This window comes from Acidimicrobiales bacterium (genome assembly GCA_041394185.1).
Classification (GTDB): Bacteria; Actinomycetota; Acidimicrobiia; order Acidimicrobiales; family Poriferisodalaceae; genus JAAETH01.
Map to the genome: position 1 here is coordinate 345844 of JAWKIQ010000001.1, position 20239 is coordinate 366082.

Sequence of the window (20239 nt, forward strand, 5' to 3'; positions counted from 1 at the left end):
ACTCCTAGTGAGCGATGGCGTCGAGTACATCGAGGTGTCCGGCGCGCCTGGCGGGAAGCACAGCGGCGAGCACACCCGAGAACGCGGCGACCAGCATCAAAGACAGCAGCGGTTGCAACGGCACCGACACCGAACCGGCGATGGTTTGGGGAAGTGCGGTCACCACTGCCCAGCCGAACAACAGCCCGACGGCGATGCCCAGGACCGCTCCGAAGGTGGCAACCATGGCCGCTTCGAGACGCACCATGCGCCGAAGCTGCCTGCGGGTCATACCGACCGCACGCACCAGACCCAACTCGCGCGTCCGCTCGAACACAGACAGGGCCAACGTGTTCGCAATGCCGATCAAGGCGATGACCACGGCCAGAGCCACCATCACGTTGACAATGGCCAGCAGGGTGTCGATCGAACCCTGGACACGCTCGACGTAGGCATCGGCGGTCTCGACGTGGACGTCGGGAAGTTGCTCGGCGACCGCGTCTGCCAGGGTGTCGGCCATCGAGGCGCTCACCCCGTCGGCCAGGTTGAATGCAACCCACTCGTAGCTGGGCGACAGGCCGATGGCTTCGGCGCTGGCGACGTCGTATAGATAGTCGGTGACCACCCCGCCCGACTCTCCGAAGGTTCCTGTGACGGTGGCCTCGACCGTCGTGCCGTCGGCGAGTCTGGTGGTGATGATGTCGCCTTCGACGATCGCCAGGCGCTGAGCCTGCTCGGCTCGAACCACCACAGGAACCGCAGTGGGGTTCGCCAAGGCGCCGGGCGAGAAGTCGAGATCCAGCAGCGCGTCGACGGTCTCGAAGTCGGTCACGGGTATTTCGACCACCTCACCGTTCAGTTCGGCTTCGGTGTATGCGAAACCGGCGACCTGGTCGACCAGGCCTGTCTGAGCCAGCTCGCTGGTCAGCTCTGCCGGAAGGTCCACCTCGTCGAGATCGTCGGTGATGAAGTAGTCGGCCCTGGCGACCTCCTCGATCGTTCCGCCGATGTGTTGCTTGATCGAATCACCGACGACGATGGCGGTCGACACCAATGCCAGACCGATCATCAGCGCCGCTGCCGTGGTAGCGGTGCGCCGGGGGTTCCGGGCGGCGTTGCGCTGGGCCATGGTGCCCGCCACTCCGGACACCCTGCGCAGTGGCCAACCGATGATGGTGGTTACCGTTTCGACCATCAGCGGGCTCAGCGTTGCGACGCCCAGGAACACGCCCATGGCACCAAGCGCCATGGCGGCAACGGTCACCGCGGTCGACCCGGCACCGCTGAGGCCCAGCGCTCCGATGACAGCACCGAAGGTGATCATGGCCGTGCCGGCCACCTTGCGGGTCCGGCTGCCCACCGATGTCGACTGATCAACAGCACTCAATGCGGCGATCGCCGGGATGGTCGATGCCTTGCGTGCCGGGCCGGTAGCTGCCACCACCGTCACGCCGAATCCGATCACGACGGCGGCCACGATGGTGCGACCCGACAGCACGAACGGATAGTCGGGCAGGCCCACGCCGAGGGCGGCAACCAGGGCGTCGATTCCCTTGGCCGTCAATACACCTCCGCCAATCCCGAGAGCCGAAGCCAAGGTGCCGATGACGACCGACTCGCCCATGACCGAGCGGCGTATCTGCGATGGCGAGGCTCCGAGGGTTCGAAGCAGGGCCAGCTCGCGGGTTCGCTGGCCGATGACGATCGCGAAGGTGTTGTAGATGATGAACATCGAAACGAACAGGGCTACGCCACCAAAGCCCAGCAAGATGTTCTGCACGATGTCGACCGCCTCGGTGAACTCGGCGGTGGTCTCGGCCAGAACGGTGGCGTTGTCGACGACCTGCAGCCCGGGCACCACTGCAGCGATCTCTGCCTGCACTGTGGCGACATCTGCATCCGGCGCGACCCGTACCTCGACGGTGTCGATTCCGTCCTTGTCGAACAGGTCGGCCGCTTCGTCGGTGTTCATCGCCATCAGCAGCGAACCCAGGGTTGCGTTCTGTGGCCCGAACGTGAACGTCCCGGACAGTTGCAAGCTGACCAGACCGCTGGGCGTGAACACGTCATACACATCGCCGACGACAAAGCCGTGGTCGGCTGCCGAGTCGATATCCATCACGAACTCGCCCGGCAGGGGCGCGGCTCCGGTCACGAGCTCGAAGGGGCTCATCTGGGCGTCTTCGGCCCAGTTGAAGGCGAGCTGTGGCGGGCCGTATATCGATATCGGCTCACCATCGGGCGGTATCGGTCTGACGGCCGACTCCCCGGCTTCGATGTTGGCCTGGGCGGCGGCGACCCCATCGACTTGGGCGATGACGTCCACCAGTTCGGGCGGCAGCGGCGGCGGGTCGCCGAAGTCGGATACGGCTCGCACCTGGATGTCCACTCCAGACGTGATGTCTTGGGAAACGCCGGTGAAGCTGCGGCGAAGACCATCGCCTAGCACCAGGGCCGACACCACGAAACTGACCGCCAGCACCACGCCGAAGGTGGTGAGGGCGAAACGGATCTTGTTGGCTTGAAGGCCTTTGAGCGTGAGTTTCAACATGAGAGAAGTGCTTTCTTTGAGATGTTCCTGGTTGCTGGTCAGCCGAGCCGACGCATGGCGTCGATGACCGCGTCCGAAGTGGGGTTGTGCAACTCGTCGGTGATGCGCCCGTCGGACAGGAAGAGCACCCGATCCGAATACGAGGCCGCCACCGGGTCGTGAGTGACCATCACGATCGTCTGCCCCAGGTCGTCCACCGCGTGACGCATGAAGGCCAAGATCTCTGCGCCGGTCGTGCTGTCGAGATTGCCGGTCGGTTCGTCGCCGAAGATGATCTCGGGACGGCCCGCCAGCGCCCGCGCCACAGCCACTCGCTGCTGCTGGCCACCGGACAACTCGCTGGGTCGGTGGTTCAGGCGCTGGGCCAGCCCGACCGTGTTCACCACCTCGTCCAGCCACTGCTGATCGGGCTGGCGGCCGGCCAGCATCATGGGCAGGGTGATGTTCTCTAGCGCGGTCAGTGTCGGCACCAGGTTGAACGCTTGAAAGATGAAGCCCAGCCGGTCGCGGCGCAACAGCGTCAGATCGCGTTCTGACGCCGTGGCCATGTCGGTGTCACCTATCACTGCCGAGCCGGCGTCGAGGCGGTCGAGCCCTGCCATGCAGTGCATGAGGGTCGACTTGCCCGAGCCCGAAGGGCCCATGATTGCGGTGAATTGCCGGGCGAAGAAGCTGACGTCGACTCCGTCCAGCGCTGTCACCTTGGTGTCGCCGCTGCCGTAGACCTTGGTGGCGCCGCTGGCCTGGGCGGCTATTTGGCCTGCGCCTGCGGTGTGTTGGGATGGGTTGGTAGCTGGGTCGATGACCAAAGACATGACTCGGTGCCTTTCGAGAAGGTGACCGACGGGCCGGTTGGCCTGTCGCAACGCCGCTTGGCGCTGCACCGAGATTCCTGGGTCATGGTGTGAGCGGTCGTCGCCCCGTGTTCGATCTCACCCGGGTGATGAACCGACGCCGCTCTAGAGCAGACCCAGTTCGCGCGCTGCCTGCACCGCGGCCTTGCGATCGCCGACACCGAGCTTGCGGTATATCGCCTTGCAGTGCGTCTTCACGGTGTTCAGCGATACGTAGAGCTGGTTGGCGATGTCGCGCTGCGACAGCTCTGATGGCAAATAGTGAAGGACGGCGAGTTCGCGGTCGGTCAGTTCCTCGACGAGCCCGACGCTGCGCACCACCGCTTTGCGGCCGTGGCGCAGCTCGGCGCGGGCGAGGTAGGGCCCCACGATGCCTGGGTCGGCGCTGCGATCGACCACAGATCTGGCTTCGGTCAGCATCTCGGCGCCGTCGGGGTGGTCCAGAGCACTCAAGACATCGCCCGCAGCGGTCAGGGCATATCCCAGCATGATGTTCTCTGGCGAGCGACGGGCCAGCTCGACACCTCGCCTGACGGCCGCTGCGGCCTCGGCTGGGTCGTCGGTTGTGATGCCCACCACGCTGTGAGCCAGCGCCATCTGAGCAGCCTCGTCGATGCCACGTTGGGTTGCGAATTCGATAGTGCGCCGTGCCAGCCGACCGGCGGCATCGGGGTTGGCCGACTCGAGCTCGATGATCGCTTCGAAGATCGGTGTCACCGCCGCAGCGAAGTCGTCGGGTGCGGAGGCGGCCATGTCGGCCGCCGCGCGCAGGTGGGGTCTGGCTTCATCGAAGAGGCCTCCCCACACCAGCACACCTCCCAGAACCATCGCGTGGGTCGGATCGCTGGGCCTCGAACTGGCGGACGCCACCGCCAGAGCGGCAGACACGTTGCCCTTCGCCAGTTGGATCATGGTGCCGAGCGCGGTGATCAGCCCGGCATCGATGCCTTCGGTGTCGAGCCTGCTCGCCTTGTCGAGCCAGATCTCGGCCTCGCCGAAACGGCCGGCCACGAAGGTGGCCCAGCCCCTGACGATGCAACACCCCGAGTGGGTTTCGATCACCTCGCCGAGACGGTCGAGATACCGCAGCACAGTAAACAGGTGACCACCGTTCAACAGCTTGGTTGCGTTGTCGGCTATCAGGTCGGCCGCTTCGGTGAGGTCACCGGCCTCGAGCAGGTGCTCGACGGCACTGGTCAAATCGCCGTCGGTCATGTGCCAGCCACCTGCGCGGCGGTGAAGCTCGGCGCGGTGGCCGGCCAACACCACACTGGCTTCAAGGCGAAGCATGTCTCGCAGCAGGTGGTGGTACCGGTACCAGGTTCCGGTGCGGTCGAGGCTTATCAACAGCTGGTTGGTCTCGGCGGTCGAGCGAAGCCACGCAGCCCCATCGGAACTGCCGCAGACCGCGTCGACTAGGGCTCCGCACATGCCTTCCAATACCGATGTCTCCAGCAGCCGTCGCCGATCCGCCTCGCCGACGTGCTCGAGAAACTCGTCGGTCAGATAGTCGACGACCAGCCGGTCGTCGCCCTCGAAGGTGGCTACGAACTGGTCGAGGTCACCGGTCGCACCAAGCGACAGGCCGGCGAGGACCAGCCCGGCGGCCCAACCCTCGGTGCGGCTGCACAGGGCTTCGACATGCCGTTGGCTCATCCCGGCCGCCCTGCCGGTCAAGAGGTGCTCGGCCTCCTCGGAGGTGAACCTCAGGTCGTCTGCTCGTATCTCGGTCAGCTGCCCCCTGACCCTCATCCGGCTGAGGCGCATTCCCGGGTCGAGGCGCGAACCCAACACCAGCATCATGTTCGGCGGTGCCAGATCGAGCAGGCGCTCGACCGCTCCATCGATCTGAGGTCCGGCGACGAGCTGGTAGTCGTCGATAGCCACGAGCACGGGTTTCCCGAAGCGCATCAACTCGGTTGCGACATGGGAGATCAGGGCTTCTGGGTTGCGCGCCGCCGATGTGATCAAGGGCCCCAGCGCGAGATCCAGCCCTGGTAAGGCCCGCGCCAGAGCGGCGATCAGGTAGGTCCAGAATCGGGCCGGATCGCGGTCGGCTTCGTCCAGCTGAACCCAGCACGAAACCTCGGGCCTCGCCTCCAGCCATGCGGCCATCAGGGTCGACTTGCCCGAGCCGGCTGGAGCACTCACCAGGGCCAGCCTGCGGTTCGGGTCGTCGACGACGCTGTCCAGCGCCTTCATCAGACGTGGCCTGGCAACCAGCGACGTCGGGGGAGTGGGAGGGGTCAGCTTGGTGGGCACGAGCGGGATGGGCGGCTCCTCCATCCCGACAACCATAGGCGGGTATCACCCGGGTGAGTTCGGTGTGCGAGCGATGCGCGTTCACACCGGTCGGCCCGACGCTTGTGTCCATGCACAAGCCAACCGCCTACGAGATCGTCATCGCCGGTCACGCCACCGAGCGACTGCTGCGTCCGCTGACGGACGACTTCGTTCTCGATCACCCCCACCCAAGCCAGACACGTCTGGTCGGGGTCGTTGCCGATGCCGCCCACCTTCACGGCGTCTTGAACCACCTGACCGCCGTCGCCGCCGAGGTGATTCGTGTGGCCCCGATCGAGACAGACCCATTCGAAGAAAGGAAACAACAATGACCATCATCGACTCCGATTCCGCACAGGCTGCGAAGGCCCAACGAGCCAGATGGGCTGGTGAGCGCGCAGGGGGTGTGGCCGCGCTGACGGCTGCAGCGACCTTCCTGTTCGGCATCGTGTTGTTCGTGACCAGCTTGGCCGACTACACCTCCGGCGACCCAACGGTGGCCGAGTCTGTAGCGTTTGTGGGTCAGCACCAGACTGCGTTGTTCGTCTGGTATCTGGTGATCTTCCTGGTCTTCGGGGTGGCGCTGGTGCCCCTGGCCAAGGCCCTTCATGCGAGGTTGGCCCAGGGCAGTCCGCTGCTGGCCGACCTGGGTGCGGTGTTTGCGTTCATTTGGGCCGGTCTGATGTTTGCCACCGGCATGATCTCCAACATCGGCATTCAGGCCATCACCGACCTGGCCGACACCGACCCTGCCGGCGCCGAAGCGCTGTGGTCCAGCATCGACGCCATCACCGACGGGCTCGGAGGTGGCAACGAGCTGGTCGGCGGGATGTGGATACTGCTCGTCAGCCTCGCAGCGTGGTCGACCGGTGCGTTGCCCCGGGCGCTCAATATCGTCGGTCTGCTCAGCGCAGCCGGAGGTTTGGTGACGCTGGTGCCGGGCCTGTCCGAACTGGGAATGTTGTTCGGCCTCGGTTCGATCGTGTGGTTCACCTGGGTGGGCGTAGTGCTGCTGCGGGCCGATCCTGCCACCTGAAGCCCTTCGCTTCTGTCCCGACACGCGGCGCTAGGGTTGCCCGATGGCTGACTCTGAGCTGGAAGGCGAGCACTCCCGGGCATTCGAGTTCTTCGTGTCGGTGTATGGCACCCTTCCCCGCGCCGGCCCCGGCGGCGACGAGTACACGCTGGAAGCCCTTCGGCATGTGGCTGGCCCTGGGGCCAGGACGGTTCTGGACCTGGGCTGTGGTCCTGGTGCCCAGACCATCGCCCTGGCCCGGGCCATGCCCCAGGCGACCATCATCGCTGTGGATGTGCTCCCTCAGATGGTGGATGAGGCCAATCGCCGAATCGCGCTCGAGGGTGAGGCCGGCCGTGTCCGGGCGGTGGTGGGCGACATGGCCGAACCCGATGCAGCGCCAGGCAGCCAGGATCTCGTGTGGTGCGAGTCGGCGATCTACAACGTCGGCATCACCGAAGCCCTGCAGGCGTGGCGCCCGCTGCTGGCAGATGGTGGAGTGGTCGTGTTCAGCGAACCGACCTGGCTGGTCGACGATCCACCGGCCGAGATCCGCGATTGGTGGCTGGCCGAATACCCGGCATTCTGCGACCGAGCCGGCATCGAGGCAAAGGTCGCGGCCGCCGGGTTTCGAGTCGTCGCAACGTTCGACCTGCCCGTGGACGCGTGGTGGGACGACTATTACGCGCCGATGCAAGAGCGCATTCGCGAACTGCGCCGAGATCACCCCGATGACCCGATCGCCGACGAGGTTGCATCATCGGCCGAGCACGAGATCGCCCAGTTCGTCGAGTTCGGTCACACATACTGCTACGCGTTCTTCGTGGTAGAACCCGTCTGAGCGCAAGCAACGATAGGGGAGGTCGGCATGGCAATCGATGTAGAGGCGGTCGACGAGGCACTGACCACGACTCGTGCGGTGCGGCTGCGCCTTGATCTCGACCGGCCGGTCGACCACCAGATGATCCTCGATTGCATCGACGTGGCCGAGCAGGCACCTTCGGGTGGCAACCAGGGCAGTCGCCGCTGGATCGTAGTGCGCGATCAGGCCACAAAGGATCGACTGGCCGAGCTGTACATGGAGTCGGCCGGCAACTGGATGGTCGACACGCGCGACCGCCTCGAGGGCACCGGTCACCCCCAGGAACGGGTGATGAAGTCGGCGGCCCACCTGGCCGAGCACCTTGCCGAGGTGCCCCTCATCGTCATCCCGACCATCATCGGGGTGCACGATGGCAGTGGCAGGCCGGGCTTGTTCGATTCGGTGATCCAGTCGGTCTGGAGCTTCTGTGTCGCAGCCCGCGCCAGGGGATTGGGCACCGCGTGGACCACAGCGATACTGAGCCGCCAAGACGACATCGCCCAATTGCTGGCGATTCCCGACGGGATGACGCAGATTGCGATGATCCCGGTGGCTTGGACCAAGGGCACCGAGTTCAAACGGGCGCCGCGCTATCCAGCCAGAGAGATCACCTACCTGGACCGTTTCGGGCACACGTGGGAACACGGCCCCAGCGACCCACCGCGGCATTCGGACGGGCCCGGGGTAGTGGTCGAGATCGACATCGACGCGCCCGCCGACGTGGTGTGGAACTACATGACCGACATCGGTTTCGGCGCCCGCTTCAGCGAGGAATTCGTCGGTGCTCGGTGGGATGTCGACGACAGCGGAGCCACCCAGGGTCCTGCGGTCGGGGCCCGTTTCATCGGATCCAACATGCACCCCGCGATAGGCGAGTGGGAGGTGCCCTGCTATGTCGACAGATGCGACGAGCCCAAAGAGTTCGGATGGGTCACCTCCGACCCCGACAATCCCGGTGCCAGGTGGCGCTTCGAGGCGGCGTCTATCGCCGGAGCCACCCGCCTGCGCTATTCGGTGATCATCGGGCCTGGTCCGTCTGGCATCAATCGGGCCATCGTGGCGATGCCAGACAAAGAACCGCGCATCCTGGCAAGGCGAGTCGACGAACACCGCTCGAACATGACCAGGGTCATCGAGGGCATCAAGGCCGCAGCAGAAGCCGACGCCAGGGCGGCCGACTAGCCGAACGGGTGCCGGACGTCCTTCGGTCAGAACTGGGTGCGGATCGCCCAGAGATCGGGGAACGCGGGCCGCAGGGTCGTCTGCAGATAGCCGGCGCCATCGGAGCCGCCGGTGCCGGCCTTGGTGCCGATGGTGCGCCTGACCATCATCAGATGCCGGTAGCGCCACTCGAGCAGGCCCTCGTCCAGGTCTGTGAGAGTTTCGCAGAGGTCTGCGAAACCATCGTCGGCGTAACACGAGATGATGGCCGCCTGCACCTGAGCGTCGGGTTCGACCGGAGCTCGGACGTCGCGTTCGAGTGTATTGGCAGGCACCTCGAAGCCTGATCGGTGCAGCAGGCGCAAGAACGCGTCCCACAGGGTCGGCGATTCGTACCGTCTGTCCAGCCGTGCCAGATCGTCGCCCTCGAACCACTCGAGCTGGATTCGATCCTTGATGCCCAAGGCGAACTCGAGCTCGCGAAACTGCACAGACTGAAACCCGCTCGCGTTGGCCAGGAACGAGCGAAAGCTGGCGAACTCGGCCGGGGTCATGGTCTCTAGCACGTCGACCTGGCCGACCAGGGTCTTCAAGATCTTCATCACCCGCTTGAGGCTGTGGCGCGCCGAGTTGACGTTGCCGGCGTCGAGTTGGGCCACGATTCGGTCGAGTTCGTGGAGCACCTGCTTGAACCACAACTCGAACACCTGGTGGATGACGATGAACAACATCTCGTCGTGCTCGGGACCACCTGTGGCCTCGTCGTAGGAGACGCATCGCTGAAGCGACAACAGCTCGTCGACCGCCAGATAGCGACCGTATGTGAAGTCGTCGTTGTTCTCGAAAGGCAGGCTCATGTGGATGACAGGCTCGGCGTCTGTGAGTGTTGGTGTGGTCGGTACGACCGCCAGAGTAGAACCGGGCTGAAGGCCATCACGGCAACCATCGTCCACCACCCCAGACGAAACTCTTCGATGCGTTCACCCACCACCGCATCGCCGATGATGGCGGTCATCAGCGCAACGCCGAACGCCGACGTCGCAGACCTGACGGTGTTGAACGCCGCGTTGGCCGCACCGAGCTGGGATGCGGGGATGTCGCGTAGGGCCGCAGCGTTAGCCGGCCCCAGCATGAACGCCATGCCAACGCCGATGGAGAACGTTCCGGGCAAGAAGGCGGTCACGTACTGGCCGCCCGGTCTCAACCGCCAGGCCATCCATGCTGTGCCGAGGGTGGCCATCGTGCCGCCGAAGATCAACAAGCCGCGATAGCCCCTGCGGTCGACCATACGTCCGGCTATCGGCGCCAGCACCACCATCACGAGCGGCCCCGGTGTCATGGCCAGACCGATCTGCAGGTTCGAGTAGCCCCAGACGTCGTTCAGGAACAGGGGGTACAGGAACCATGTGGCAGTGGTGGACGTCGACAACAGAGCGCTGGCCAGGGTCACCACACGAAACGACGTGATTCGCAACAGGTCGAAATCGAGCAGTGGTTCGGCGTGTCGCATCGAAGATGTCACGAACACGGCCGCACCACCGAGAGCGACGAGCAACACCACCACGATGCGGACGTCGTTCCAGCCCCACGCCCTGCCTTGCACGATCACGAAGATCGCACCTCCGATGGCGAGCGTGCCGGTGACCGTGCCCAGCAGATCGAGGGGCGGCGGCCGCTCGGCCACCGAGTCGTCTGCCATGAACTGCGAGGCCAGGCCCATGGCCGCGAGGCCAATGGGTGCTGCCACGGCAAAGACAATGCGCCACGACGAGACCTCGAGCAGGAACGCGGCAGCGGTGGGCGCTATGGCCGCTCCAAGCACACCCATCGACGACCACAGCGACACCACCGAGCCGTGTTCTTCTTTGGGGTACAGCGGCAGTACCGCCGCCAGAGACGATGGAAGCATCAGTGCGACCCCGACCGCCTGCCCCACCCGTGCCGCTATCACGAGGTCGATCGTGGGCGCTATCGCGGACACCGCCGCCCCAACCGAGAACACGGCGAGGCCAGACATGAAGATGCGGCGCCGTCCGATGCGATCGGCGAGGCGGCCACCCAGCAACATGAAGGTCACCTGGGTCACGGCGAACCCCGAGATGACCCACGAGATGTGCGTCAGGGAGGCCGACGAGAACTCGTCCTCCAGCACCGGTACTGCGATGTTGGTAGCGGTGCCCACGAACGCGGCCAGCAACATTGCGGTCGCGGCGACAGCGAGCGCGATTCGGCTGGCGCGGCCCGAGGCCGAGGTGCTCCCCAATGTGTTCCCCCGTCTTTCCGGTAGCGGTACGAAACAGCTTCCCGGTGTCAAACACCAAATCGAGCCAGCCCGATACCGAGTACGCATTATCCGCTACGCAGGCCGCGGCGCTGGCCAATGTGAGGCAAACGGCCCTACATGAACAGAACCAGGCGCCCTACGGTCGAACGAAATCGACGGCGGAGGTCCGGCCATGACGGCATCGGATGCGGATGTGACCCCGGTCGAGTCAGGAGCTTTCGGGGTCAAGACCATTCTCGACCGGTTCTCGTTGCGAGTGCACGATCAGCCCGATCGGGTTGCACTCAGATACCGAGATGGCGACGAGTGGCGGACGATCGACTGGGGGCACTATGGCCAAGCCGTCGAAACTGCAGCGGCGGGCCTGATCGGCCTTGGAATCGAACCAGGTGATCGCGTCGGGTTGCTGTCGGCCAACCGGCCCGAATGGCACATCGCAGACCTGGCGATACTGTCTGCCGGGGCGGTGACGGTTCCGGTTTACCCAACCAGTTCTTCGTCACAGGCGGCCTACGTGCTCGAGAACTCGGGCTGTCGGGTGTGTTTCGTCGACGATCACGAGCAGCTGTCGAAAGTGCTCCTGCGCCTCGGCGACCTTCCCGCTCTGGAGCGCATCGTCTGCTTTGGTGCAACCGCAGGTCTCGACCGCGCTGACCTGCTGCTCTCGCTCGACCAACTGGCGCAGCAGGGCGCAGACCGCTCGACGGTCGTCGAGCGCATCGCGGCCCTGGGCCCAGACGACCTGGCGACGCTGGTGTACACCAGCGGAACAACGGGCCCGCCGAAGGGGACAATGCTGACCCACGGCAACATCGTCTGGACCATCGAGTCGGTCGAATCGATGGTTGGGCTGATGCCCAGCGACCGCCTGCTCTCGTACCTCCCGCTGAGCCACATCGCCGAACGCATCACCAGCCACTTCGGGCAGATCGCGGCCGGGGGAGAGACCTGGTTCGCCCGAAACCTCGCTTCGGTGCCCGAGGATCTGAAGGCGGCCAGGCCAACGATCTTCATGGCCGTGCCGCGAGTCTGGCAGAAGCTGCACGACGCGATCCTCGAGGAACTCGACTCCAAACCGGTTCATTTGTCAGGCGTCCTGGACCATGCGGCCAAATCGGTCGGGCGCGAAAGCACCGACGGATTCGTGCGTTCGATCGCAGAGCGGGCCGGCAATCTGGTCATCGAGCAGACGCTCGCAAGGGCTGTGCGTCACAAGCTGGGCCTCGACCAGGCGAGGTTGGTCGCTTCGGCGGCTGCGCCGATTCATCCCGATCTCGTCAACTGGTTCCACGGAATCGGGCTGCCGATAGCCGAGGTGTACGGCCAGACCGAGGATTGCGGCCCGGCCACGATGAACCCTCCGGATGCCATACGAATCGGCTCGGTGGGCAAGGCCATTCCGGGTCTCGAGGTCGCTATCGCCGACGACGGCGAGGTGTTGGTGCGCGGCGGAAGTGTGTGCGCCGGCTACTTCGGTTTGGCCGACGACACGGCCGAGCTGATCGACCCGGAGGGGTGGATGCACTCTGGTGATCTGGGCCGACTCGACGACGACGGCTACCTGTGGCTGACCGGCCGCAAGAAGGATCTGATCATCAACGCTGCCGGCAAGAACATCGCCCCAGCCGAACTCGAAGCCCGACTGTCGATGGAGCCCATCATCGGCCAGGCGGTGGTTGTGGGTGATGGCCGCAAATATCTGACTGCGCTGCTGACACTCGATCCCGACGCTGCCGCCGAATGGGCGCACCGCCACGACGCCTTCTGCGACCTCGCGGAACTGTCGCGCGATGCCCGGATCCACGACGAGATCGCAGCAGGAATCGCCCGGGTCAACGAGACCCACGCACCCGTCGAGCAGATCAAGTACTGGCGCATTTTGCCGGACGCGCTGACCATCGAGAACGGGGAGCTGACCCCGACCCTCAAGGTCAAGCGAAATGTCGTTCGCGACAAGTACGCCACCGTCATCGAGGAGATGTACGCCGAGGGAGGCTGACCTGTACCTTCCTGACCTGACCTGACCTGACCTGACGTCAGCGGAGTGATTGGTCGACTATCCCGGCCAGGTCGTTCTCGAGCCCTTCGGGAAGGCGCGCCGGATCGACACCGAACAGGCCGGCCCGAGCAGCCACCACCTGGCTCCAGCCGTGCACGGCGTGCACGGCCTGCCACGCCAGGACACGCTCGGGGTCTGGCTTGCGATGCGTCTCATACGCCCGGCGGTATGTCCGTTCGAGGCGTGGACCGACCGCCTTGAGAATCCTCGCTTCGAAAGGCGAGGAAGCTCCCAGGTACGCCACTTTGAACAGCAGCAGGGTTCTCGCAAGGTCACCATCGGCATCGCCGAGCCCGGCATCGGACCAATCGATCACAGACAAGCGACGGCCATCGGCCAGAACGTTCAGCGGGTGATAGTCGCCGTGGCAGATCACGGGCTCGCAGTTGCGCAGATAGCCCGAGCGGCCCTCGACCCGCTGAAGAGCCTGCTCGAGGTTCGGGTCACGCACAGCATCCAGTGTGTTGCGGACGAGGGCTAGGCGCCGGTCTAGGAGATCGGCCCCGTCGGGAAATCCCACCGTGGACATCCGGGTCAGCTCTACCTGCAACCTGGCCATGGCACCGATCAGACTCCGAGCGCTCCACGGCCGACGTTTGGCAGCGTCTATCAGCAGCAGCCCCGGAGCCCTCTCCATCAGCTGGGCCGGCCGCCCGGTGGGCCCGTCTTCGTCGAGGACCTCCAACACCCTGGGTGCCGGAAACCCGCTGTCGGCTAGCCAGTTCTGGATCCTGGCTTCGTGACATGCGCTTTCGACCGGAACACCTTCGGGCCGAACTCGCAGCACCAGCGGGCCCCGCCATCGGTCGACGAGGCTTTCGCCTTCGAACCGAACGAAGTAGATGTCGCTGTCGAACCCGCTCGAGTTGCCCTCTGGCTCACCGACCAATCGAACGTCGGGTCCGTGGCTCTCCTTGGTCCAGCCCTCGAGCCTCGCCGCCAGCTCGGTCGAACCCAGTTCCATCGAGCAATACATACACCCGTCTCCACCCACCCCGCCATCGAACACCGGTGTTTGGGGCAGGGAGCCGTGGGGTAGTTCGCTGACATGTTCACCCAAACCGAAACGATCGAAGACCTGACGGAACGAGTAACCGACGCGGCTGGCGAGATCGCACCGACGACTTCCCGTCTCGCCGGAAGGCTCTGGAACGAACACCGTGCACTGACCGTTGCGGCTCTGGCCGCGACGACGGGTCTGCTCGGCTATCTGCTGATGCGACACCGCGATGACGCCTCGAGGTCGGGAAGCTAGACCCACAGCCATGGCCGACGACCTGGCCGATCGGGCCACCGAGGCACTCTTCGGTGAGGGCGCCGATCGCGTTTGCGAGGACATTCCAGACAGCGCATGTAACGAACAACCTGCCAACCTTCGCCGTCATCTGGCGAGCCTCTCTGCGACCAAGACTGGCGACGGACTTGCCGACCCCAAGCTGGTGCTGGTGTGGCTGGTGTCGGCGTTGGGCGGCTCTGCCCTGGCGGTGGGGCTGATCGTGCCGGCACGAGAGGCCCTGGCCCTGCTGCCGCAGCTGTTCGTCGGCCACCGGGTCAGGGCCATGTCGGTACGCAAGTGGGCCTGGGCCGCGGCGAGCGCTGTGCAGGGAGCGGCTGTGGCGGCCATGGGCCTGGTTGCGCTGACCTTCGATGGTGGAGGGGCCGCCTGGACGATAGTTGCGTTGGTAGCCGTGTTTGCCCTGGCTCGCAGTGTGGCTTCGGCCTCGTACAAGGACGTGCTCGGCAAGACGGTGTCGAAGTCGCGCCGTGGCACGGTGACAGGCACGGCTACGTCGATCGCCGCGGCCGCCACCCTGGTGTTCGGGCTGGGTCTGGCCACCGGCTGGATTCCCCTGACGACCACCAGCGTAGGGGCGACGCTGTTGTTGGCCGGAGCTCTCTGGACGCTGGCTGCCGGCCTGTTCGCCGGACTGGAGGAAACGCCAGGGGCCACCGAAGGTGGCGTCGACGGTGTAGCCGCAGCCATCGCCAATCTGGCAATACTTCGTACCGAACGTCAGCTCCGATTGTTCATAACGGCTCGGTCGCTGCTGACGGTCACCGCGATCTCGCCGCCCTATGTGCTGGCCCTGACGGCTTCGGGAGGGCGAAGCGCCTCCAGCCTGGGGCCCTTCGTCATCGCATCCGGTGTCGCAACGATCATCGGTGGTCGTTTGTGGGGTCGGCTTTCGGACAAGTCGTCGCGCAAGGTCTTGTTGGGCAGTGCGGCAGCCAGCTCACTCCTGTTCGCGGCTGCAGGGGCGATGGTTACGATCGACCGAAACCTGCTGTCGTCGGTTTGGGTCGCCGGCGGCCTGTTGTTCCTGGTCGTGCTGGCATATCAAGGTGTCAGGCTGGGACGGTCGACCCACCTGGTCGACATGGCCGCTGCCGACGAACGCGCAGTCTTCACCGCCGTCTCCAACACCGTCGTTGGCGCGGCGCTGCTGGTCACCGGCGTGTTCGGGACACTTCAAGACGGGTTGGGTCTGGGGTTTGTGTTCCTGGCGTTCGCCGCCGCGCCGATTGCAGCGATGTTCACCGCCTACCGGCTCGACGAGGTTCAGTAGAGGAACGTGATCCGGCCGGCCGATGCCCCGGGTGGGGGCGGGCATGGCCATGTACATAACATGGCAAGTGCGTCGAGCAGGGGGAACACAGATGAGCATCACCGATGAGACACGTTCACACGGTGGGGCGGCCGGAGCAGATCAGGGAACGGCCTACGGAAAGGCGCCCGGCGAATACGACCGCGAGCTGGCCGAGGTGGGTCCGGGTACGCCTATGGGAGAACTCCTGCGCCGGTATTGGCACCCGATCGGTCTCAGCGAAGACGCCACCGAGGTGCCCAAGCAGGTGCGGCTGCTGGGCGAAGATCTGATCCTGTTTCGCAACCGCGACGGAAGGCCGGGACTGGTTCATCCTCGCTGCATTCATCGGGGAACGTCGTTGTTGTATGCGCGCGTCGACGATTGTGGCATCCGCTGCTGCTATCACGGCTGGGCGTTCGATACGCAGGGCAACTGCACCGACCAACCCTGCGAACCGCACAACGGCCAGAACCGCGACAAGTTCAGGCAGCCGTGGTATCCCGCCGACGAGCGGTACGGCCTGGTGTGGGCCTACATAGGACCGCCCGAACGCAAGCCGTTGCTGCCGCGATACAGCACGTTCGAGAACCTCGACGACGACGAGCAGCTGTTCACCGACGACAAGAACATCGGCAGCGGCCGCTACTTCCGCGGCGAGGTTCCGTTCAACTGGTTCCAGCACTTCGAGAACATTCTCGACCCAGCTCACTTCATGTGGCTTCACTTCTTCCACTCGGGTCCACAGTTCGGGTCGCGATATGGCGAGTTCGACACCCTCGACTTCCAGCCATGGGAACGTCTTGACCAGACCACCTTCGCCACCACCGAAACCGGGGTGGCCGCAACCCGAATAATGGACATCCCCGACGGACGAAGCCTGCGAACCGTAACCGAGACGGTGCTGCCGGGAATCCGTGGCGTCTCGAACCCGTTCGGCGCACCAGGCCGCGGCGACGCTCTGGGTTTCGTGGTGCCCGTCGACGACACTCACTTCCGTATCTTCACGGTGCTGCGAGGTAAGGATCGCACCTTCTTCGAGCGGATAGAGGCGCTGCGCCCCAGCGGAGAGCCCGATTTCGAGACCACCCAGCGGTTCCCGGGTGACTGGGAAGCGATGAAGAGCATGGGCGAAATAACCCTTCACTCAGACGAGCACCTGGCCAGCTCCGATCGTGGTGTGCGGACCCTGCGAAGGTTGTTCCGCGAACAGATGGAAAACGTTGCCGGCGGCGGCGATCCGCTGAACGTGGCATTCGACGAGGGCGACGAGCTCGTCCAGATCGAGTGCGGCCAGTACTTCGACTGACCTGCACGGGCGGTCGGGTCAGCCGACAGCGACCTCGGCTTCCAGCGATATGTGGTGCTCGTCGTCGGGTGTCTCTTCTGTGCCGTCGGGTGAGACGGCTGTCTCTTCTGTGCCGTCGGGTGTGACGGCGTTGGCAACACGGCTGACGCTGGACCTGAGGTGATCGAGGTCACGGCGGCGCCGCTCTGCTGCGCCGGCCAGGCGCTCGCGCCTCAGCTGGCCCGACCGCGGGTCGAGGAAGTACGACGCGACAGCGCCAGCCAATGCGGTGAACGCCATCGTCTTCAGTGTTCGGGTGATCTTCATGGCGGTGGGTCTACCCGCAGACGCGGGGTCACAAACCAAGCAGCTGTGAGTCAGGTCCGATGTTTCAGATGCCGCTCATCGGGTAGTCCATGCACGTACACCGACAAACACAGAGGAGTGAAACCCATGACGCAGACTTTGCAGTTCACGGAAGGAACCCAAGTGGTGTCGGCGGACGGCAACGATCTAGGCAAGGTCGAGCGGCTCGTCGCGGACCCACGTCGCAAGCAGATCAGCCATCTCGTCTTGTCCAAGGGATTCTTCTTTCCCGAGGAACGTGTCGTACCAGTGGCGTTCGTCGCCCGTGCCGACGAGGATCAGATCACGCTCAACGAGGAGGTCGACTTGGACGACCTGGCTCGTTTCGAGGAGAGCTACTACGTGCGAGTCGAGGAAGCCGACGCATACAACGAGTACCCGCCGCAGGCCGCAGGCCCTTTGGTTTGGGGCTATCCCGCCTACGGGGCTGGTGGCCCTGCGCCCACCTACTCGAGGCACATGGCTACGCCGCGAGTCATCGAGCGCACAGACCGCAACATCCCCGATGACGAGGTGGCGGTCCCGACAGGAGCCGACGTGTTCTCGTCCGATGGAGAGAAGGTCGGCAGCGTTGCGGGCGCCGAGGTCACCGATGGCGGGGCGATAGTCGCCATCGAGGTCGACCCCGGGTGGTTCCGAGAACCGCGGATGATTCCCGCCCACTTCATCGCCTCGATCGATGCCAGATCGGTCCGGCTGGGCCTGCCTGCCTCGTCCCTCGAGGCATGGCGTCAGCAGAACTGACGCCCGAAGGGTATGGCGTCAGCAGAACTGACGCCCGAAGGGTATGGCGTCAGCAGAACTGACGCCCGTATCGAGGCCATCCACGTCCCCGCACCCACGCCCCAAGGGTGCGGGGACGCCGCGTCATGACATCTCGGAGAGGTTTCAGGCTCAGTCGGTACTCCACTTCAGGGGCAGGTAGAACCACGCCCACACCAGCACTGCGGCCAGGGAGGCGGCGACGGCACTCGACCACACGGTGTCGAACACGAAGGTCGACACCAGGAAGACCGTTGCGACGATGGCGACGCCCATGGCGACGGTGCCGGCGATCGTCAGCCAGGTTGCGATGATGAGGTGCTTCTTCGAGCGGCGTCGCAGCCCGGACCGCGGTGCCCGAAGTCGTTGGTGAACGCTGGGGGCGATGAGCAGCATCGACGACACCGCGGCCGACAAGAAAGCGACGGTGAAGCTGACGATGGTGCTGCGGTCGTAACCATCGAAGTCGGACTGGAAAGGCGCCACCAGCAGGAAGCCGAACAGCACCTGTACTCCTGGAAGTGAGGTGCGCAAGCCCTCCAGTAGGGCTCGGAACTGTTCGTCGACTTCGTCGTCTTCCCCTGCGCCCGAGGGTTGTGCTGCTGAGTCTGGTGTTGTGGTCGTTTCGTTCATCGTCATCTCGTGGTCGTTCCCCGAGGTACGGCCTACCCCCGGGTGGGGTCGGGCGAAACCCGACCCACACGACAACGGTCGGTACGTTTGGCGCCGGCATTGGCGGGGTAGGTCGCCACCGATGTCGGAGGCCCAAGCACCAGACCGAGCGTTTCTCGAACCACCCAGGTGGCTGGTGCGCCTGACCGGGTGGGCCTGGCGTCTGTTGGTCATCGGCGTCGCTGCACTTGCGCTCGGATGGATGGCGCTGCAGTTGCGCGTCGTCGTGGTGCCGATACTGGTGGCGACGATGGTCGCGTCGGTGTTGTCACCGCTGGTCAGGAGGCTGACCAGGAGGGGTGTACCCGCTCTGGCGGCGACATGGTTGGTGCTGGTGGGCGTGTTGACGGTCGTTGGCGGCGTGCTGGCGGGTGCGGCTTGGGGCCTCACAGCCGAGCTGACCCAAGACTCGGCGCGCTGGAGCGACGTTGCGAACGATGTTCGCAACTGGCTGGCAACCGGCCCGTTAGACCTGTCCGAACAGACCATCGACGACATCGAGCAGCGGTTGCGTCAGTCGGTGATAGGTGGCGTGTCGTCGTTGGGGACGAGCCGGGCGACCCTGGTGGTCGAGCTGCTCAGCGGCCTGTTCCTGACCGCAGCCCTGACCTTCTTCTTTGTCAAGGACGGGCCCGAGATGTGGGGCTGGCTCGTCGAACACGTTCATCCGCAACGCCGTCGCGCCGTCGACCAAGCGGGCCGCGAGGCGGTGGCCACGCTGAGCGCCTACCTGAAAGCGGTGTCGATCACCGGGGTCGTCGACTCGGTTGCAATAGGCGTCGGCCTGTTGTTGATCGGCGTGCCGTTGGTGATACCTCTTGCCGTCATCACGTTCTTCGGGGCGTTCCTGCCCGTTGTCGGAGCCACCGCGGCCGGCGGGCTTGCAGCGCTGGTGGCCCTGGTCGCCAATGGACCCGGCGATGCTGCCCTGGTCGTCATCTTGACGCTGGCGGTGCAGCAGATCGAAGGCGATGTAGTGATGCCCGTGGTCATGGGGCGCCAGGTGCCTCTGCATCCCGCCGCGGTTCTGGCCGCCTTGGCTGCCGGCGGAGCGATTGCCGGGGTAATCGGTGCATTTGTCGCAGTACCCCTGGCAGCTGTGATGACGACGGCGATCGGGGTACTTCGAAGCCATCGCGCACCCTGGCCTGTCGGCGCGGGCGACGGCTGAGGTTGGTAGGCGATGTTTGACATGTGTGTGTCTGGGTAGGCACGAGGCGTACCCAACACGAGGAGACACATGTCTGCTGAAACCGACAAGCTGAAGGGCCGTGCCAAGCAGGCGGCCGGAGATCTCACCGACGATGACGAGCTCGCGATGGAAGGCGAGCTCGACGAAGCCGAAGGCGAGGCCAAGGAGAAGGTCGACGACCTGAAGAGCAAGTTCGACGACCTCGCTGACAAGGCCAAGGACACCGCCGACAAGGCGAAGAACACCGCCAAAAACAAGGTCGACGACCTGAGACAGAAGCTGTCGTGAGCGCCAGCGCCGGACCGGTCGCCCGTTTCGTCAGACAC

The 20239-nt window shown here is 65.0% G+C and carries 19 protein-coding genes; 11 read left to right on the top strand and 8 right to left on the bottom strand.

What is annotated here, in order from left to right; genetic code table 11:
- Positions 1-4 precede the first annotated feature (4 nt).
- From R2770_01670 to R2770_01680, 3 genes are all read right to left on the bottom strand, one after another.
- Positions 5-2530: an FtsX-like permease family protein gene (locus R2770_01670; protein MEZ5279154.1), complete on the bottom strand. Its 2526-nt coding sequence runs from the start codon at positions 2528-2530 to the stop codon at positions 5-7.
- A 38-nt stretch (positions 2531-2568) separates the two neighbouring features.
- A complete protein-coding gene (locus R2770_01675) occupies positions 2569-3345 on the bottom strand; it encodes an ABC transporter ATP-binding protein (GenBank protein ID MEZ5279155.1) in 777 nt (258 codons plus the stop codon).
- 144 nt (positions 3346-3489) lie between these two features.
- A complete protein-coding gene (locus R2770_01680; GenBank protein ID MEZ5279156.1) occupies positions 3490-5670 on the bottom strand; it encodes a LuxR C-terminal-related transcriptional regulator in 2181 nt (726 codons plus the stop codon).
- 86 nt (positions 5671-5756) lie between these two features.
- Here R2770_01680 and R2770_01685 point away from each other — a divergent pair, with 86 nt between their 5' ends.
- From R2770_01685 to R2770_01700, 4 genes are read left to right on the top strand one after another with little or no spacing between them, the layout of a single operon-like run.
- Positions 5757-5999: a hypothetical protein gene (locus tag R2770_01685; GenBank protein MEZ5279157.1), complete on the top strand. Its 243-nt coding sequence runs from the start codon at positions 5757-5759 to the stop codon at positions 5997-5999.
- Positions 5996-6703, top strand: coding sequence for a DUF4386 family protein (locus R2770_01690; protein ID MEZ5279158.1), 708 nt, complete (start codon positions 5996-5998; stop codon positions 6701-6703). Before R2770_01685 ends, R2770_01690 begins: the two co-directional genes overlap by 4 nt.
- A 43-nt stretch (positions 6704-6746) precedes the next feature.
- The gene (locus tag R2770_01695) at positions 6747-7523 is read left to right on the top strand and encodes a class I SAM-dependent methyltransferase (GenBank protein ID MEZ5279159.1); all 777 of its coding nucleotides are present in this window, start codon (positions 6747-6749) and stop codon (positions 7521-7523) included.
- Positions 7524-7550: 27 nt separating this feature from the next.
- Complete coding sequence (locus R2770_01700; protein ID MEZ5279160.1) at positions 7551-8726, top strand: nitroreductase family protein; 1176 nt, start codon at positions 7551-7553, stop codon at positions 8724-8726.
- 26 nt (positions 8727-8752) lie between these two features.
- On the opposite strand, the gene R2770_01705 is transcribed toward R2770_01700, so the two are convergent.
- Both R2770_01705 and R2770_01710 read right to left on the bottom strand, forming a co-directional pair.
- Positions 8753-9562: a tryptophan 2,3-dioxygenase family protein gene (locus R2770_01705; protein ID MEZ5279161.1), complete on the bottom strand. Its 810-nt coding sequence runs from the start codon at positions 9560-9562 to the stop codon at positions 8753-8755.
- Entirely contained in the window at positions 9559-10968 is a 1410-nt protein-coding gene (locus R2770_01710) for a DHA2 family efflux MFS transporter permease subunit (GenBank protein MEZ5279162.1), read from the bottom strand. Before R2770_01710 ends, R2770_01705 begins: the two co-directional genes overlap by 4 nt.
- Positions 10969-11161: 193 nt before the next feature.
- Here R2770_01710 and R2770_01715 point away from each other — a divergent pair, with 193 nt between their 5' ends.
- Positions 11162-12988, top strand: coding sequence for a long-chain fatty acid--CoA ligase (locus tag R2770_01715; GenBank protein MEZ5279163.1), 1827 nt, complete (start codon positions 11162-11164; stop codon positions 12986-12988).
- A 37-nt stretch (positions 12989-13025) separates the two neighbouring features.
- Here the strand turns inward: R2770_01715 and R2770_01720 are convergent, their stop codons facing one another.
- Positions 13026-14012, bottom strand: coding sequence for a phosphotransferase (locus R2770_01720; protein ID MEZ5279164.1), 987 nt, complete (start codon positions 14010-14012; stop codon positions 13026-13028).
- A gap of 84 nt (positions 14013-14096) precedes the next feature.
- Between R2770_01720 and R2770_01725 the strand changes: the two genes are divergently transcribed.
- From R2770_01725 to R2770_01735, 3 genes are all read left to right on the top strand, one after another.
- Complete coding sequence (locus R2770_01725; protein ID MEZ5279165.1) at positions 14097-14303, top strand: hypothetical protein; 207 nt, start codon at positions 14097-14099, stop codon at positions 14301-14303.
- 10 nt (positions 14304-14313) lie between these two features.
- Positions 14314-15615 (top strand): hypothetical protein, encoded by a 1302-nt coding sequence (locus R2770_01730; GenBank protein ID MEZ5279166.1) that lies wholly within the window; start codon positions 14314-14316, stop codon positions 15613-15615.
- A gap of 91 nt (positions 15616-15706) precedes the next feature.
- The gene (locus R2770_01735; protein ID MEZ5279167.1) at positions 15707-16942 is read left to right on the top strand and encodes a Rieske 2Fe-2S domain-containing protein; all 1236 of its coding nucleotides are present in this window, start codon (positions 15707-15709) and stop codon (positions 16940-16942) included.
- 18 nt (positions 16943-16960) lie between these two features.
- On the opposite strand, the gene R2770_01740 is transcribed toward R2770_01735, so the two are convergent.
- Positions 16961-17248, bottom strand: coding sequence for a hypothetical protein (locus R2770_01740; GenBank protein MEZ5279168.1), 288 nt, complete (start codon positions 17246-17248; stop codon positions 16961-16963).
- A 126-nt stretch (positions 17249-17374) separates the two neighbouring features.
- Here R2770_01740 and R2770_01745 point away from each other — a divergent pair, with 126 nt between their 5' ends.
- Positions 17375-18031, top strand: a complete 657-nt coding sequence (locus R2770_01745) for a PRC-barrel domain-containing protein (protein MEZ5279169.1) — start codon at positions 17375-17377, stop codon at positions 18029-18031.
- A 150-nt stretch (positions 18032-18181) separates the two neighbouring features.
- Here R2770_01745 and R2770_01750 read toward each other — a convergent pair whose 3' ends face one another.
- A complete protein-coding gene (locus R2770_01750; GenBank protein MEZ5279170.1) occupies positions 18182-18682 on the bottom strand; it encodes a DUF6328 family protein in 501 nt (166 codons plus the stop codon).
- Positions 18683-18803: 121 nt separating this feature from the next.
- Here R2770_01750 and R2770_01755 point away from each other — a divergent pair, with 121 nt between their 5' ends.
- Both R2770_01755 and R2770_01760 read left to right on the top strand, forming a co-directional pair.
- Positions 18804-19892 carry an AI-2E family transporter gene (locus tag R2770_01755; GenBank protein ID MEZ5279171.1) on the top strand — a complete coding sequence of 363 codons (1089 nt, stop codon included), beginning with the start codon at positions 18804-18806 and terminating at the stop codon, positions 19890-19892.
- A gap of 69 nt (positions 19893-19961) precedes the next feature.
- Entirely contained in the window at positions 19962-20201 is a 240-nt protein-coding gene (locus R2770_01760; protein ID MEZ5279172.1) for a CsbD family protein, read from the top strand.
- The last annotated feature ends 38 nt before the right edge of the window (positions 20202-20239 follow it).

What these genes read in the sequence shown, in the direction of transcription:
- R2770_01670 (MEZ5279154.1), bottom strand. Translation starts at nt 2,530, where the DNA reads ATGTTGAAACTCACGCTCAAAGGCCTTCAAGCCAACAAGATCCGTTTC.
- R2770_01675 (MEZ5279155.1), bottom strand. Translation starts at nt 3,345, where the DNA reads ATGTCTTTGGTCATCGACCCAGCTACCAACCCATCCCAACACACCGCA.
- R2770_01680 (MEZ5279156.1), bottom strand. Translation starts at nt 5,670, where the DNA reads ATGGAGGAGCCGCCCATCCCGCTCGTGCCCACCAAGCTGACCCCTCCC.
- R2770_01685 (MEZ5279157.1), top strand. Translation starts at nt 5,757, where the DNA reads ATGCACAAGCCAACCGCCTACGAGATCGTCATCGCCGGTCACGCCACC.
- R2770_01690 (MEZ5279158.1), top strand. Translation starts at nt 5,996, where the DNA reads ATGACCATCATCGACTCCGATTCCGCACAGGCTGCGAAGGCCCAACGA.
- R2770_01695 (MEZ5279159.1), top strand. Translation starts at nt 6,747, where the DNA reads ATGGCTGACTCTGAGCTGGAAGGCGAGCACTCCCGGGCATTCGAGTTC.
- R2770_01700 (MEZ5279160.1), top strand. Translation starts at nt 7,551, where the DNA reads ATGGCAATCGATGTAGAGGCGGTCGACGAGGCACTGACCACGACTCGT.
- R2770_01705 (MEZ5279161.1), bottom strand. Translation starts at nt 9,562, where the DNA reads ATGAGCCTGCCTTTCGAGAACAACGACGACTTCACATACGGTCGCTAT.
- R2770_01715 (MEZ5279163.1), top strand. Translation starts at nt 11,162, where the DNA reads ATGACGGCATCGGATGCGGATGTGACCCCGGTCGAGTCAGGAGCTTTC.
- R2770_01720 (MEZ5279164.1), bottom strand. Translation starts at nt 14,012, where the DNA reads ATGGAACTGGGTTCGACCGAGCTGGCGGCGAGGCTCGAGGGCTGGACC.
- R2770_01725 (MEZ5279165.1), top strand. Translation starts at nt 14,097, where the DNA reads ATGTTCACCCAAACCGAAACGATCGAAGACCTGACGGAACGAGTAACC.
- R2770_01730 (MEZ5279166.1), top strand. Translation starts at nt 14,314, where the DNA reads ATGGCCGACGACCTGGCCGATCGGGCCACCGAGGCACTCTTCGGTGAG.
- R2770_01735 (MEZ5279167.1), top strand. Translation starts at nt 15,707, where the DNA reads ATGAGCATCACCGATGAGACACGTTCACACGGTGGGGCGGCCGGAGCA.
- R2770_01740 (MEZ5279168.1), bottom strand. Translation starts at nt 17,248, where the DNA reads ATGAAGATCACCCGAACACTGAAGACGATGGCGTTCACCGCATTGGCT.
- R2770_01745 (MEZ5279169.1), top strand. Translation starts at nt 17,375, where the DNA reads ATGACGCAGACTTTGCAGTTCACGGAAGGAACCCAAGTGGTGTCGGCG.
- R2770_01750 (MEZ5279170.1), bottom strand. Translation starts at nt 18,682, where the DNA reads ATGAACGAAACGACCACAACACCAGACTCAGCAGCACAACCCTCGGGC.
- R2770_01755 (MEZ5279171.1), top strand. Translation starts at nt 18,804, where the DNA reads ATGTCGGAGGCCCAAGCACCAGACCGAGCGTTTCTCGAACCACCCAGG.
- R2770_01760 (MEZ5279172.1), top strand. Translation starts at nt 19,962, where the DNA reads ATGTCTGCTGAAACCGACAAGCTGAAGGGCCGTGCCAAGCAGGCGGCC.